The 13,939-nt window shown below is 72.3% G+C and carries 10 protein-coding genes; 2 read left to right on the top strand and 8 right to left on the bottom strand.

What is annotated here, in order from left to right; genetic code table 11:
• Positions 1 to 141 precede the first annotated feature (141 nt).
• A complete protein-coding gene (locus ACFTXQ_RS18720; RefSeq protein ID WP_382642071.1) occupies positions 142 to 843 on the bottom strand; it encodes an SIMPL domain-containing protein in 702 nt (233 codons plus the stop codon).
• Positions 844 to 985: 142 nt separating this feature from the next.
• Here ACFTXQ_RS18720 and ACFTXQ_RS18715 point away from each other — a divergent pair, with 142 nt between their 5' ends.
• Positions 986 to 2,794, top strand: a complete 1,809-nt coding sequence (locus ACFTXQ_RS18715) for a bifunctional metallophosphatase/5'-nucleotidase (protein ID WP_382642181.1) — start codon at positions 986 to 988, stop codon at positions 2,792 to 2,794.
• Positions 2,795 to 2,882: 88 nt separating this feature from the next.
• Here the strand turns inward: ACFTXQ_RS18715 and ACFTXQ_RS18710 are convergent, their stop codons facing one another.
• The 7 genes from ACFTXQ_RS18710 to ACFTXQ_RS18680 all read right to left on the bottom strand — a co-directional run bounded on the left by ACFTXQ_RS18710 (position 2,883) and on the right by ACFTXQ_RS18680 (position 12,870).
• Positions 2,883 to 4,292 (bottom strand): lysine N(6)-hydroxylase/L-ornithine N(5)-oxygenase family protein, encoded by a 1,410-nt coding sequence (locus ACFTXQ_RS18710; protein ID WP_382642070.1) that lies wholly within the window; start codon positions 4,290 to 4,292, stop codon positions 2,883 to 2,885.
• Positions 4,289 to 5,671, bottom strand: a complete 1,383-nt coding sequence (locus tag ACFTXQ_RS18705) for a pyridoxal phosphate-dependent decarboxylase family protein (RefSeq protein WP_382642068.1) — start codon at positions 5,669 to 5,671, stop codon at positions 4,289 to 4,291. Before ACFTXQ_RS18705 ends, ACFTXQ_RS18710 begins: the two co-directional genes overlap by 4 nt.
• A 467-nt stretch (positions 5,672 to 6,138) precedes the next feature.
• On the bottom strand, positions 6,139 to 8,664 hold the full coding sequence (gene pepN / locus ACFTXQ_RS18700; RefSeq protein ID WP_382642066.1) for an aminopeptidase N: 2,526 nt from the start codon (positions 8,662 to 8,664) through the stop codon (positions 6,139 to 6,141).
• 402 nt (positions 8,665 to 9,066) lie between these two features.
• Positions 9,067 to 9,387 (bottom strand): chorismate mutase, encoded by a 321-nt coding sequence (locus ACFTXQ_RS18695; protein WP_382642064.1) that lies wholly within the window; start codon positions 9,385 to 9,387, stop codon positions 9,067 to 9,069.
• Between the two features lie 79 nt (positions 9,388 to 9,466).
• Positions 9,467 to 10,654: a sensor histidine kinase gene (locus tag ACFTXQ_RS18690; RefSeq protein WP_382642062.1), complete on the bottom strand. Its 1,188-nt coding sequence runs from the start codon at positions 10,652 to 10,654 to the stop codon at positions 9,467 to 9,469.
• Between the two features lie 565 nt (positions 10,655 to 11,219).
• Positions 11,220 to 11,906, bottom strand: a complete 687-nt coding sequence (locus tag ACFTXQ_RS18685) for a response regulator (protein WP_382642060.1) — start codon at positions 11,904 to 11,906, stop codon at positions 11,220 to 11,222.
• A gap of 199 nt (positions 11,907 to 12,105) precedes the next feature.
• Positions 12,106 to 12,870 carry a serine protease gene (locus tag ACFTXQ_RS18680; RefSeq protein ID WP_382642179.1) on the bottom strand — a complete coding sequence of 255 codons (765 nt, stop codon included), beginning with the start codon at positions 12,868 to 12,870 and terminating at the stop codon, positions 12,106 to 12,108.
• Positions 12,871 to 13,013: 143 nt separating this feature from the next.
• Between ACFTXQ_RS18680 and ACFTXQ_RS18675 the strand changes: the two genes are divergently transcribed.
• Positions 13,014 to 13,916, top strand: a complete 903-nt coding sequence (locus ACFTXQ_RS18675; RefSeq protein ID WP_382642058.1) for a hypothetical protein — start codon at positions 13,014 to 13,016, stop codon at positions 13,914 to 13,916.
• Positions 13,917 to 13,939 lie beyond the last annotated feature (23 nt).

Raw genomic sequence — 13,939 nt, 5'->3', positions numbered from 1 at the left:
CGTATTCCCCTACCAGGCAGTAGGAAATTGGTTCCGGGTGTCCACTCAACAACCTTTGGGCAAAAGGTTGTTGACAATTGTTGAATGTGCATGGGGGTGCTCTGATGAGCACCCCCACAGTCCCCGAATGGTGGTGGGTTTTCAGAGCTGGGGAGGGGTCATCGTGAAGCGGGCGTTCACCTGGGCGTAGACGGTCTGGCGCTGCGGTTCGAGGTCGAGCGGCGGGGGGCCGGCGTCTTCTGCGGCGCTGAAGGCCATGGTGCGCATTCCGGCGCCGGCGGCGGCCGGGAAGGGTACGGCGTTCTCGGCTCCGAGGTCGGCGAGTTCGACGAGGGCGGCGAGGCGGGCGCCGAGGGCTTCGGCGTATTCGCGGGCGCGCTGGACGGCTTCGAGTACGGCCTGTCGGCGGGCTTCGCCGTGGGCGGGTGAGGTGGGGCGCAGGGCCCACCAGGGGCCGTCGACCTCGGTGAGTTCGAGGTCGGCGAGGCGGGTGGTGAGTTCGCCGAGGGTGGTGAAGTCGTTGAGTTCGGCGGTGATGTGGACGCGGCCGTGGTAGGCGCGGATGCGTTCGCCGCGGCCGTGGCGGGTGAGTTCGGGGGTGATGGAGAAGGAGCCGGTTTCGAGTTTTTCGATGGGGTCGCCGTAGCCCTTGATGAGGTCGAGGACGGTGTTGTTGCGGCGGGTGAGGTCGTCGAGTGCGGTGCGCCGGTCGGTGCCGCGGGCGCTGACGGTGATGCCGATGCGGGCGATCTCGGGGTCGACTTCGATGCGGGCTTCGCCGCGGACGGCGACGCGGGGTACTTCGGGGGTTCCGTAGGGCTGGTGCGATGCGTCCTGGGTCATGGATTCACTGTCGCACTGTCGCTCGTAGGGGTCCGGTCATCGGATCGAAACCTGGGAGGGGTGTTGCTCCTTGTTACCGGTGGGTCAGAATCTACGCGCGTTACCTGCACTTCTGCATACGCGCCTCACAAGGGGAGATGGCATGGCGTTCGACCGTAGGACGTTTCTGGGAAGCACGGCCGCGACGGGTGCGGCCGTGGCGTTGGCGGGGGCCACGAGCACCCCGGCCGCCGCGCAGTCGGAGTCCGAGGCGGGGTCGGGGAGGCCGCCGCGGACGTATGCGTTCACGGTGATGGGCACGACCGATCTGCACGGGAATGTCTTCAACTGGGACTATTTCACGGACAAGGAGTTCGACGACAAGGCGCACAACGACGTGGGTCTGGCGAAGATCTCCACGCTGGTGAAGCAGGTGCGGGCGGAGAAGGGGCGGTGCAACACGCTGCTGATCGACGCGGGTGACACGATCCAGGGCACGCAGCTTTCGTACTACTACGCGAAGGTGGACCCGATCACGGCGCGGCGGGGTCCGGTGCATCCGATGGCGCAGGCGATGAACGCGATCGGGTACGACGCGGCGGCGCTGGGGAACCACGAGTTCAACTACGGCATTCCGGTGCTGCGCAAGTTCGAGGAGCAGTGCGACTTCCCGCTGCTGGGGGCGAACGCGCTGGATGCGAAGACGCTGCGGCCGGCGTTCCCGCCGTACAGCATGCACCGGCTGCGGACCCCGCACGGGCCGGATGTGAAGGTGGCGGTGCTGGGGCTGACGAACCCGGGGATCGCGATCTGGGACAAGGCCAATGTGCAGGGGAAGATGACCTTCCCGGGGTTGGAGGAGCAGGCGGCGAAGTATGTGCCGCGGCTGCGTTCGCTGGGTGCGGATGTGGTGATCGTGTCGGCGCACTCCGGGTCGAGCGGCACCTCTTCGTACGGGGATCAGCTGCCGTACATCGAGAACGCGGCCGGGCTGGTGGCGGAGCAGGTGCCGGGGATCGACGCGATCCTGGTGGGGCACGCGCACACGGAGATTCCCGAGTACCGGGTGAAGAACAAGGCGACCGGCAAGGACGTGGTGCTGTCGGAGCCGCTGAAGTGGGGTCAGCGGCTGACGCTGTTCGACTTCGAGCTGGTGTGGGAGAAGGGCCGCTGGTCGGTGGCTCGGGTGTCGGCGAAGGTGCTGAACTCGAACACGGCGGCGGAGGATCCGGAGATCACGGGGCTGCTGTCGGACGAGCACCGCAAGGTCGTGGCGTATGTGAACCAGGTGATCGGCACGTCGACGCAGGCGATGTCCTCGGCGGACGGGCCGGTCAAGGACGTGGCGATCATCGATCTGATCAACCATGTCCAGGCGGAGACGGTGAAGGGGGCCCTGTCGGGTACGGAGTGGGCGGCGCTGCCGGTGCTGTCGCAGGCCTCCTGTTTCTCGCGGACGGCGGCGATCCCGGCCGGGCAGGTGACGATCAAGGACGCGGCGGGGTTGTACCCGTTCGAGAACACGCTGGAGGCGCGGCTGCTGACCGGTGCGCAGCTGAAGGACTATCTGGAGTACTCGGCGAAGTACTACGTGCGGACGGCGCCGGGTGATGTGGTGGATCCGGCGAAGCTGACGAACTCCGAGAGCACGCCGGACTACAACTACGACGCCGTGTACGGGCTCGCGTACGACATCGACATCGCGCAGCCGGTGGGTTCGCGGATCACGGGGTTGTCGTTCCAGGGGAAGCCGGTGGATCCGGCGGGGCAGTTCGTGCTCGCGGTGAACAACTACCGGGCGTCGGGGGGCGGGAACTTCCCGCACGTTCCGCAGGCGAAGCAGCTGTGGGCGAACTCGGATGAGATACGCAACACGATCATCCAGTGGGTGAAGGCGAAGGGAACGGTGGATCCGGCGACGTTCGCGTCGGTGGACTGGCGGCTGACGCGGGCGGGTACGCCGGTCTTCTAGCCCTTGTGTCCGTGTGGACGGGGTCGGGGTCCGCGGCGGCGGGCTCCGGCCCCGTCGGCGTTCATGGGTGGGGCGGGGCGGGCTGCGCCTAGGGGTGTTCGACGAGGGGGAGGAGTTCGACCGCGGGCTGGGGGCGGGTGTGTTCGCGTTGTTCGAGGCCGAAGGTGGTGAAGGCGGTGCGGTGGGGTTGGGGGTAGGGGTCCTTGCCCGTCAGGGTGTTCAGGATGGCGGCGCTGCGCCAGGCGGCGAGGCCGAGGTCGGGGGCTCCGACGCCGTGGGTGTGGCGTTCGCCGTTCTGGACGAAGATGCTGCCGGTGACGGTGGGGTCGGTGATCATCCGGTAGTGGTCGTCGATGCGGGGGCGGCCGGAGGAGTCCTTGCGGAGGTAGGGGTCGAGGCCTGCGAGGAGGCTGCCGAGGGGGCGTTCGCGGTAGCCGGTGGCGAGGACGACGGCGTCGGTGGTGAGGCGGGAGCGGCTGCCCTGTTCGGTGTGTTCGAGGTGGAGTTCGACCTTGGTGGTGGCGACGCGGCCGGCGGTGCGGACGCTGACTCCGGGGGTGAGGACGGCGTCGGGCCAGCCGCCGTGGAGGGTGCGGCGGTAGAGCTCTTCGTGGATGGCGGCGATGGTGTCGGCGTCGATGCCCTTGTGGAGCTGCCATTGGGCGGGGACGAGCTTGTCGCGTACGGGTTCGGGCAGGGAGTGGAAGTAGCGGGTGTAGTCGGGGGTGAAGTGTTCCAGGCCGAGCTTGGAGTACTCCATGGGGGCGAAGGAGGGGGTGCGGGCAAGCCAGGTGATGCGTTCGCGGCCGGAGGGGCGGGCGCGGAGCAGGTCGAGGAAGACTTCGGCTCCTGACTGGCCCGATCCGATGACGGTGACGTGTTCGGCGCCGACGATGCGTGCGCGGTGGTCGAGGTAGTCGGCGGAGTGGATGACGGGGACGGTGGGGGCTTCGGCGAGGGGGCGCAGGGGTTCGGGGACGTAGGGGGCGGTGCCGATGCCGAGGGCGAGGTGGCGGGTGTAGGTGCGGCCGAGGGCTTCGGCTTCGCCGTCGGGGTCGAGCTGGGTGAAGTCGACTTCGAAGAGGTCGCGTTCGGGGTTCCAGCGGACGGCGTCGACCTGGTGGCCGAAGTGGAGTCCGGGGAGGCGTCCGGCGACCCAGCGGCAGTAGGCGTCGTATTCGGCGCGCTGGATGTGGAAGCGCTCGGCGAAGTAGAAGGGGAAGAGCCGTTCCTTGTGCTTGAGGTAGCTGAGGAAGCTCCAGGGGCTTGCGGGGTCGGCGAGGGTGACCAGGTCGGCGAGGAAGGGGACTTGGAGGGTGGCTCCGTCGAGGAGCAGTCCGGGGTGCCAGCGGAAGTCGCGGCGCTGGTCGTAGAAGGCGGTGGCGAGTTCGCCCGCTCCCTGGTGCGGCAGGCCGTGGGCGAGGGCTGCGAGGGAGAGGTTGAAGGGGCCGATGCCGATTCCGACGAGGTCGTGGGGTGCATCGAGCTGGGCGGTCATCGGTGGGTGCTGCCTTCCAGGAGGGTGACGAGGGTGTCCAGGTCCCGCGCGGTGGCGTGGGGGTTGAGGAGGGTGGCTTTGAGCCAGAGGCGGCCGTCGGCGTGGGTGCGGCCGAGGACGGCGCGGCCTTCGTGGAGCAGGGTGCGGCGCAGGGTGGCGACCTGGGTGTCGTCGGCGTGGGTGGGCCGGAAGAGCACGGTGGTGAGGGTGGGGGCGGAGTGGAGGGTGAAGGCGGGGTGGGCGTCGAGGAGCCGGGCGAGGTGCCGGGCGAGTTCGAGGGTGCGGTCGATGAGGTGGGCGATGCCGTCGCGGCCGAGTGAGCGCAGGGTGGTGGCGACCTTGAGGGCGTCGGGGCGGCGGGTGGTGCGCAGGGAGCGGCCGAGGAGGTCGGGCAGGCCGGCTTCGGTGTCGTCGGGGGCGTTGAGGTAGTCGGCCTGGTGGGCGAGGGGGGCGAGCAGGGCGGTGTCGGGGACGGCGAGGAGTCCGGCGGCGACGGGCTGCCAGCCGAGTTTGTGCAGGTCGATGGTGAGGGAGTGGGCGCGGGCGAGTCCGTCGACGTGGGTGCGGTGGTGGGGGCTGAGGGCGAGGAGGCCGCCGTATGCGGCGTCGATGTGGAGGTCGGCGCCGTAGCGGTCGCAGAGGTCGGCGATGCGGTGGAGGGGGTCGATGAGTCCGGCGTCGGTGGTGCCGGCGGTGGCGGTGACGAGGACGGGGCCGGGGGTGGCGGCGAGGGCCTCGGCGAGGGTGGCGGGGTCGAGGGTGCCGGTGGGGGTGGGGAGGGCTCGGGCGGGTGGGAGGCCGAGGAGCCAGGCGGAGCGGGGGATGGAGTGGTGGGCGTTGGCGCCGTGCAGGACGGTGAGGCGGCCGGGGGTGTGGCGTTCGCGGGCGAGGAGGAGGGCGAGCTGGTTGGCTTCGGTGCCGCCGGTGGTGACGAGGGCGTCGGGGTGGGGGGCGGTCGGGTAGAACTCGGCGGCGAGGGTGTGGGTGAGGAGGGCCTCGATGGTGGAGGCGGCGGGGGCCTGGTCCCAGGAGTCGAGGGAGGGGTTGAGGGCGGAGGCGGCGAGGTCGGCTGCGGCCGCGACGGCGAGCGGGGGGCCGTGGAGGTGGGCGGCGCAGAGGGGGTCGGCGGGGTCGGCGGCGCCGGCGGCGAGGGTGTGGACGAGGGTGCGGAGCGCTTCGTGGTCTCCGGTGCCGTGTTCGGGGAGTAGGTCGCCCAGGGCGGCCTGGACGCGGGCGGCGAGCGCGTCGGGGCCGCCGGCCGGAATGGGGCCGCCGCGTTCGCGGGCGCCGGCGTGGAGGGCGTCGAGGACGGTGTCGAGGAGGGGCCGCAGGGCTTCGGCGCCGTCGCGGCCGCCGGCTAGGGGGGGCGGCACTGTCATGCGGGGTCCCTCCGGGGGTGGCGGGGCGGCTGTGGCTTCGGCTGCCGGGTCGGCTGCGCCGGGGCGGCATGCGGGGCGGGGCACCCGGCCGGTACAACGATGAGACCCGAATGGGGTAACCGCCGGGGTTTGTCCGGGATCGATTTCCGGCCGGTCGGCGGCCAGGGCCGGCCGACCGCGGGCCGACGGGGGCGGCGCCGCTGCCGGGGCTCCGCGCCGGCGGGGCTGAACGTTCCCCGGCGAAAACCTGCGGAGATGGGGGCGGGGCGAGCAGGTGCGGCGCCGCTGCCGGGGCTCCGCCCCGGACCCCGCGCCTCAAACGCCGGCGAGGCTGGATCTACCTCCGGCAGGCTGAGCGGGCCGGGCGAGGCTGGATGTGCCTCCGGCAGGCTGAGCGGGCCGGGCGGGGCTGGATTTGTCTCCGGCAGGCGGAACGCCCGCCCCTGGTGGGGCGGGCGTTGGTGGGGTCAGGGGGTGCGGACGCGGAGGGCGCGGGCGAGGTCGTCCAGTTGGTCGACCAGTTTGCGGCGCAGGAGGGGGAGGATGTCGGGGTTCGTCAGGCAGGCGCGGCCGGCCTGGAGGTTGATCTCGTCGATGGCGTAGGCGGGGAAGGCCCAGCGGCCGGCGGCTTCGCCGATGGCGGGGCCCCGGCGGGCACCGAGGGCGACGGCGTCCGGGTAGAAGCGGGTCACGTACTCCCGTACGAGGTCGGCCTGTTCGGGCTGCCAGAAGCCCTGGGCGGTGGCGCTGAAGAGGTAGTTGGACAGGGTGTCGTCGTGGAAGAGGCGGTCCCACGCGGCCGCCTTGGCCTCTGCGGTGGGGAGCGCGGCGCGGCAGCGGGCGGCGCCTTCCTCGCCGGTGGCGCTGGGGTCGGCGGCGAGGGCGGCGTCGATGTCCCGCTCCCCCACCGCGCCGAGGACGCAGAGGCGGGCCAGGATGCGCCAGCGTAGTTCGGGGTCGAGCTCGGGGCCGCCGGGGACGGTGTCGTCGGCGAGCCAGACGGCGATGGTGTCGGGCTGGGTGGCGCTGTCGATGAAGGTGCGGACGGCGGTGAGTCGCAGGCCGGGGTCCGAGCCGTCCTCGGTGCGGCGCAGGAGGTCACGGGCGATGGAGGTGATCGTGGCGAGGGCGGCCGGCCGGTCCTCGGGGGCGACGTAGCGCACGGCGATCTGGTTGCGGGCGAAGGTGAGGACGCCTTGGACGACGGCGAGGTCGCGTTCCTGGTGGAGGTGGGCGGCGGCGGTCATCAGGTAGGTGTCCGGCTCCAGTTCGCCGTCGCGGACCATGTCGCGCAGGGAGTTCCAGACGACGGCGCGGGTGAGCGGGTCCGGGATGCCGGAGAGGCCGCGCAGGGCGGTTTCGACGGAGGTTTCGTCGAGGCGGACCTTGGCGTAGGTGAGGTCGGCGTCGTTGAGGACGAGGAGGGCGGGGCGCGGGCCGCTCGCGGAGACGACCTCGCCGGACGGGACGTCGAGGTCGAGGAGTTCGCGCAGTTCCAGGATGTGGGGGTCGACGGGGTCGTGGTCGTAGACGCCGACGGCGATGTGGTGGGGGCGGCTGCCGTGGCGGTCGACGGTGAGGGTCCAGCCGTCGGCGGCCTCCTCGACCTGGGGGGTGAGGGTGTCGGTGCCGGTGGTGCGCAGCCAGATGTCGGCCCAGGCGTGGACGTCGCGTTCGGTGTGGGCGGCGAGGGAGTCCACGAAGTCCGCGAGGGAGGCGTTGGCGAATTTGTGGCGGGCGAAGTGGGTGTTGATGCCGGCCAGGAAGTCCTTCTCGCCGAGCCAGGCGACGAGCTGGCGCAGGGCGGAGGCGCCCTTGGCGTAGGAGATGCCGTCGAAGTTGAGGAGGGCGGAGGCGGTGTCGGGGACGTCGTCGGGGTGGGGGGCGACGGGGTGGGTGGAGGGCCGCTGGTCGGCGTCGTAGCCCCACGGCTTGCGTTCCATGCCGAATTCGGTCCAGGTGCCGGTGAAGCGGGTGGCTTCGGTGAGGGTCTGGTAGCCCATGTACTCGGCGAAGGACTCGTTGAGCCAGATGTCGTCGAACCAGGCGAGGGTGACGAGGTCGCCGAACCACATGTGGGCCATCTCGTGGGCGATGACCATGGCGCGGCGCTGGCGTTCGGTGTCAGTGACGGCGGAGCGGAAGACGAATTCGTCGCGGAAGGTGACGAGGCCGGGGTTCTCCATGGCGCCCGCGTTGAACTCGGGGACGAAGGCCTGGTCGTAGGAGTCGAAGGGGTAGGGCTCGGTGAACTTCTCGTGGTAGCGGTCGAAGCAGGCGGTGGTGACGGAGAGGATCTCGTCGGCGTCGGCGTCGAGGTGGGGGGCGAGGGACCGGCGGCAGTGGATGCCGAAGGGGAGGCCGGCGTGTTCGGTGCGGACGCTGTGCCAGGGGCCTGCGGCGACGGCGGCCAGGTAGGTGGAGATGAGGGGGGTGGGGGCGGACTGCCAGAGGCCGGTGGCGGTGCCGGTGCCGGTGCCGGCGGTGTCGTGGTCGCCGACGCGCGTGGTGACGCCGTTGGCGAGGACGGTCCAGTGGGCGGGGGCGGTGACGGTGAACTCGAAGACGGCCTTGAGGTCGGGCTGGTCGAAGGCGGGGAAGACGCGCTGGACGTCGTCGAGGAACATCTGGGTGTAGACGTACGTCTCCCCGTCCGCGGGGTCGGTGAAGCGGTGCAGGCCCTCGCCGGTGCGGGAGTAGCGCATGCGGGCGTCGACGTGGAGCTCGTGGGGGCCGGGGGTGAGGCCGGTGAGCGGGAAGCGGTTGCCGTCGAGGGCGGCGGGGTCGAGGGCCGTGCCGTCGAGGGCGACGGAGCGCAGGAGGTCCGGTTTCAGCTCCAGGAAGGTGTCTCCGGCGGTGCGGGCGGTGAACCGGATGACGGTGGCGGACTCGAAGGTGTCGTCGCCGGTGGTGAGGTCGAGGCCGACGTTGTAGTGGTGGACGTCGAGGAGCTGTGCTCGGATCTGCGCTTCGTTGCGCGTCAGTGCGGACATGGGTTTATGCTGCCCGACCGTTGCGCTGACATGGGTTGTCGGGGGGCGTTCGGTGGTGGGCCGGTGCGGCTCAGAGATCGGGGCTCCGCCCCGGACCCCGCGCCTCAAACGCCGGCGGGGCTGGATGTTGCCGGCGTAGGCCTGGAGGTACGGGCCGTGGGCCCGACTCCTACGGGCTGGATCGCCCCCCGACGGCCACCGCGGCCCGCCCCGGCCGGACGGGCCCGGGTCAACGGGCGCCGGATGGCGGCCCCACGTGGCAGGTTGCGGGCAGGGCCCCGGGCGGGCCGGGAACTGCGCGTCCCGGGGTGACGCACCCTGGGTGGCGGGCCCGGGTGGGTGCCCGGTGGCGGGTCCGGGGTGGCGAGGCCCACGGGGCCGGGGTGGGCGGGGGCCGGGGGGTTAGTCTTCGGCCGCGGCGATCGTTTCGTGGTGGCGGATTACCTCGGCGATGATGAAGTTGAGGAGCTTCTCCGCGAAGGCCGGGTCGAGCTTGGCGTTCTCGGCGAGCTGGCGGAGCCGGGCGATCTGGCTGGCCTCGCGGCCGGGGTCGGCCGGGGGCAGGTGGTGGCGGGCCTTGAGGTGGCCGACCTGCTGGGTGCACTTGAAGCGCTCGGCGAGCATGTGGACCACGGCAGCGTCGATGTTGTCGATGCTGTCCCGCAGGCGGGCGAGCTCGGCGGTGACGTGCGCGTCGGTCTCGTCGATGTCGCTGTTGTTCATGGTCCCCGAGAATACGTGGCGAAGGCGGCTGCGTGTTCGGGTAATCGGCCTGTGAGACGGATTCCGGCCGGGGCCGCCCCTAGAGCGGCAGGGTGGCGGTGACCAGCCAGCCTCCCTCCGGGGCCGGGCCGGCGGTGAGGGAGCCGCCGAGGGCCTCGGCGCGCTCGGCCATGCCGGCGAGGCCGTAGCCGCCGCCGCGGGCGTTCTCGGAGAGTCTGGCGGGGCGGCCGCCGTCATCGGCGACGCGGACCTCCAGTCCGGCGGGGACGGTGCGCAGGCCGACGCGGACGGCGGTGGCGGTCGCGGCGTGCTTGCCGATGTTGGTGAGGGCCTCCAGGACGATGCGGTGGGCGGTGGCGGCGACGTCGGCGGGAAGGCGGTCTTCGAGGCCCGCCTCCACGTAGAGGACGACGGGCGGCCCGGTGACGGAGAAGCGTTCGGTGAGCACGCGGATGTCGGCGAGGCCGGCGACGGGGCTGGTGCCGCCGCCGGGGGATGCGCCGCCGGGGCCGCTGCCGGGGCTGCCGCCCGGGCCGTCGGTTTCGCGGAGGATCGTGACGAGGCGGCGCATCGAGCCGAGGGCCTCGTCGCCGGCGGTTTCGATACGGCCGAAGATCTCGCCGGCGCGTTCCGCGGAGACCTTGGTGAAGCGGGCGGCGCGTGCCTCGACGACGATGCCGGTGACGTGGTGGGCGACGAGGTCGTGGAGCTCGCGGGCGAGCTCCAGGCGTTCGGCGGTGCGTACGGCGCGCAGTTCGCGCAGGCGCTGGGCGGCCTGGAGGCGCAGGAGCAGCGAGAACGCGCCGACGACGACGGTGAGCACGGAGAAGAGGAGCGTGAAGCGGCCGGGGTCGGTGTCCCTGACGGGTACGGCCATGCAGCCGAGGCCGAGGAGGGGGCCGAGGACGGTGGCGGTCCGGGCGGGGGCCCGCAGCAGGACCTGGGTGAGGAGGACGAGGAGGGCGACGGCCTCGCCTCCGCCCCAGACGACGATGGGGTGGTTGCCGAAGATGAGGAGGAGGGTGGCGGTCCAGGTGACGGCGGCGGCGAACCAGGCGCGGGCGAGGAGGGGGATGCCGGGCCAGGGCGCTGCGCTGAGGCACACGAGGATGCCGGACACCCAGACGGTGGCGTGCGGGAGGGTGGGCTGGCGGGCCAGGACGACGCCCTCGAAGGTGACGAGGGCGAGGAGGACGAGGGAGAGGCAGAGGCGGATCCAGTTGGCGGTGTGGGGGTTGCGGCGGGCCCAGCCGGAGAGGGGGCTCATGGGCTGTCCCCCCTTCGGGGGCGGCCGGTCGTACGGGGACCCGTGGCGGCGGCGGTGTACGGCACCGGGGCGGCTGCGCCGGAGCCCCCCGGGGCTCCGCCCCGCACCCCGCGCCTCCAACGCCGGCGGGGCTGGACGTGCCGTGGGACGCGGCCGCCCGCGGGCCCGCCGCCCCAGAGCCCGCGGCTGAAACGCCGACGAGGCACGATGCGCCCGGCAGACCCGGCATGAGCTCGGACGCGCCGCGGCAAGCGGGCGCCCGCGGGCCCGCCTGCCGGGACTCCGCCCCCGCGGCTGAAACGCCGACGAGGCACGATGCGCCCGGCAGACCCGGCATGAGCTCGGACGCGCCGCGGCAAGCGGGCGCCTGCGGGGCCGCTTCCTGGGGCTCCGCCCGAGATCCCGCGCCTCGAACGCCGGCGGGGCAGGACGTGCCGTGGGACGCGGGCGCCCGCGGGCCCTCCGCCCCGGAGTCCGCGGCTGAAACGGCGACCGTGAGGGGGGAGGAGACGCGGCGAGGGGGCGCGCCTCCCGGGGCTCGGGCGTTGGCCGGGCCGGGTGGGCGTCACGCCGTTGTGGCGGCCAGGCCGCTTTCCCAGGCCCAGGCGGCGATTTCGACGCGGTTGCGGGCGTCGAGTTTGGCCTGGACGTTGGCCAGGTGGGTTTTGACGGTGGAGAGGGAGACGAAGAGCTCGCCGGCGATCTCGGCGTTGGTCAGGCCGCGGGCGAGGCAGCGGACGACCTCGCGTTCCCGCTCGGTCAGGGGTTCCGCGGGGCGGCGGGACGCCTGGGCGGCAGGGGTGCGCGGGGCCATCTCGCGCAGGAGCCGGACGGTGATGGCCGGGGAGACGAGGGAGTCGCCGACGGCGGCCGCCCGTACCGCTTCAACCAGCATGGCCGGGCTGGCGTCTTTCAGGAGGAAGCCGGAGGCTCCGCCGTGGAGCGCCGCGTGGACGTACTCGTCGAGGTCGAAGGTGGTGACGATGACGATGCGGGGTGTGTCGTTGCCGCCCGAGGGGCCGGAGGGGTCAGTGGTGCCCGAGAGGCGGCGGGTTACTTCCAGGCCGTCCAGCTTCGGCATGCGGATGTCCAGCAGCAGGACGTCCGGGTGGTGTTCGGTGACTGCCGCCAGGGCTGCCTCGCCGTCCACGACGTCGGCGACGACCTCGATGTCCGGCTGGCTTTCGAGGATCATCCGGAACCCGGTTCTGACCATTTCCTGGTCGTCCGCGATGACCACTCTGATCGCCATGCGCTGCCTGCCCCACTGTCGCCCGATGCCGATGGTTTCGTTCCATGGGACCGGGGCGGACGTCGGCCCGCAACCGCAGCCTCCTGGCCCGCCGTCCGACGTTACGCACATTCGGGGCAATGCGCCTCGTCCTTCCGGGCGGTTCCCGACCGGCCGGAAGGACGAGGACAAGGACGAAAACGAGGGCGCGGGGGCGGTGCTACAGAGTGGCCGCCGCGGCCTTGATCGCGGAGGCGAAGGTGGAGACCTCGGTGTAGACGCCGGGGTAGTCGGGGCGGGCGCAGCCTTCGCCCCAGCTGACGATGCCGACCTGGATCCAGGCGCCGGCGTTGTCGCGGCGGAACATCGGGCCGCCGGAGTCGCCCTGGCAGGTGTCGACGCCGCCCTGGTCGAGGAAGCCGGCGCAGATCTCCTCGCTCGGGACGAGGGAGCTGCCGTACGCGGCCTGGCAGGCGGCGTCGGAGACGAAGGGGACGGTGGCCTTCATCAGGTAGCGCTGCTGGCCGCCGCCTTCTCGGGTGGCGCCCCAGCCGGCGACGGTGAAGGTGCCGTTGTCGTAGGCCTTGGTCTCGGCGATCTTGAGGGTGGGGAGGTTGATGGGCTTGGCGAGCTTGATCAGTGCCCAGTCCTTGCCGCTGCCGTTGTAGCCGGGGGCCTGGAGGACCTTGGTGGACTTGACCTTGATGGCGCTGGAGCTGTTGAGGTCGACGACGCCGGCGGTGGCGGTGATGGAGGTGTTGTTGCCGGATCCGCTCACGCAGTGGGCGGCGGTGAGGACGATCTGCTGGGTGTAGAGGGCGCCGCCGCAGCCCATGGACAGGCGCACCATGAAGGGGAACTCGCCCTGGGCGGCGCGGGTGCCGCCGACGACGGGTGCGGTGGAGGCGGTGGCGGAGCCGGGCTGGAGGCTGACGGCGGCGAGGGCGACCGCGCCGGCGGCGAGGGTGCGCTTCACGAAGCGCATGAGGGTGCTCACAGTCAACACACTGCCTTTCGTGGGGGGTTGGGCCGTGCGTGCCATCGGGTGAATGACGGGTCCATGACACATCCGACGTATGGCGGGCATCAAGAACGCGTTTTCGGACAACTTCCGGCCCTGGGGGCGGCATGACGGACAACCGCGGCTCCGCCGGCCCGATCGAGCACGGATTTCCGCATCTGGAGACGGTGCGCGCCTCGATCACCGCGCTCTTCCGGCGGCTCTCGGCCGACGGGATCCGCGCCTACGCCGGCAGTTTCACCCCCGCCGAGGCCGCCTTCACGGCCGATGACGACCTGCACCTGGGGGCGCACCGGGTGGCCTCGGCGATCGTGCGCGCGCTGCGGCTGCCCGACGCGCGCATGGTGGTGAGCTTCCGGCCGATGCCGGACGCGGCCACCGTGGAACTGGCGGCGGGCCCGGAGTACTTCATCGAGGTGAACGACCGCTTCCGCGTCCACCGGCGGGATCTGGCGGCGGCACTGGCCCACGAGGTCACCCACGTCCTGCTGCACCGCCTGGGCCTCTCCTTCCCGGCCACCGCGGAGAACGAGGTCCTCACCGACACCGCCGCCGCCTACCTCGGTGTCGGCTGGCTGCTGCTCGACGCGTACCGCGAGGACGCGCTGACCCACCAGAAGCTCGGCTACCTCACCCCGGAGGAGTTCGGGTACGTCCTGGCCCGCCGCGCCCGGCTCACCGGGGAGGACCTCTCCGCCTGGTTCACCAGCCCGCAGGCGTACGAGGCCTACGCGCGCGGCCGCGCCCTGGCCGGGCGGGACCTGCGCCGGCCTCCCCTGGCCGCCGCGGGCCCGGTGGCGCGGCTGCGTTACGCCAAGGACCGCCGGGCCGCGGGCGCTTCGGGGCAGGGGGCGGCGTACGGCACGGCGTACCGGTTCGAGCGCCACGACGACGGCCTGCGGGTGAGCTTCCCGTGCCCGGTGTGCGGGCAGGGGCTGCGGGTGCCGGTGCGCGGGCGGCTGAGGGCGCGGTGCGGACTGTGCCACACGGTCCTGGACTGCGACACCTAGCGCCGGCCCCGAACTGGACGCGG

It is taken from the genome of Streptomyces sp. NPDC057010, assembly GCF_042673805.1.
Classification (GTDB): Bacteria; Actinomycetota; Actinomycetes; order Streptomycetales; family Streptomycetaceae; genus Streptomyces.
This window is presented reverse-complemented; position numbering and strand designations above follow the sequence as displayed.

What these genes read in the sequence shown, in the direction of transcription:
- ACFTXQ_RS18705 (WP_382642068.1), bottom strand. Translation starts at nt 5,671, where the DNA reads ATGACAGTGCCGCCCCCCCTAGCCGGCGGCCGCGACGGCGCCGAAGCC.
- ACFTXQ_RS18675 (WP_382642058.1), top strand. Translation starts at nt 13,014, where the DNA reads ATGACGGACAACCGCGGCTCCGCCGGCCCGATCGAGCACGGATTTCCG.
- ACFTXQ_RS18710 (WP_382642070.1), bottom strand. Translation starts at nt 4,292, where the DNA reads ATGACCGCCCAGCTCGATGCACCCCACGACCTCGTCGGAATCGGCATC.
- ACFTXQ_RS18720 (WP_382642071.1), bottom strand. Translation starts at nt 843, where the DNA reads ATGACCCAGGACGCATCGCACCAGCCCTACGGAACCCCCGAAGTACCC.
- ACFTXQ_RS18695 (WP_382642064.1), bottom strand. Translation starts at nt 9,387, where the DNA reads ATGAACAACAGCGACATCGACGAGACCGACGCGCACGTCACCGCCGAG.
- pepN (WP_382642066.1), bottom strand. Translation starts at nt 8,664, where the DNA reads ATGTCCGCACTGACGCGCAACGAAGCGCAGATCCGAGCACAGCTCCTC.
- ACFTXQ_RS18680 (WP_382642179.1), bottom strand. Translation starts at nt 12,870, where the DNA reads ATGCGCTTCGTGAAGCGCACCCTCGCCGCCGGCGCGGTCGCCCTCGCC.
- ACFTXQ_RS18685 (WP_382642060.1), bottom strand. Translation starts at nt 11,906, where the DNA reads ATGGCGATCAGAGTGGTCATCGCGGACGACCAGGAAATGGTCAGAACC.
- ACFTXQ_RS18690 (WP_382642062.1), bottom strand. Translation starts at nt 10,654, where the DNA reads ATGAGCCCCCTCTCCGGCTGGGCCCGCCGCAACCCCCACACCGCCAAC.
- ACFTXQ_RS18715 (WP_382642181.1), top strand. Translation starts at nt 986, where the DNA reads ATGGCGTTCGACCGTAGGACGTTTCTGGGAAGCACGGCCGCGACGGGT.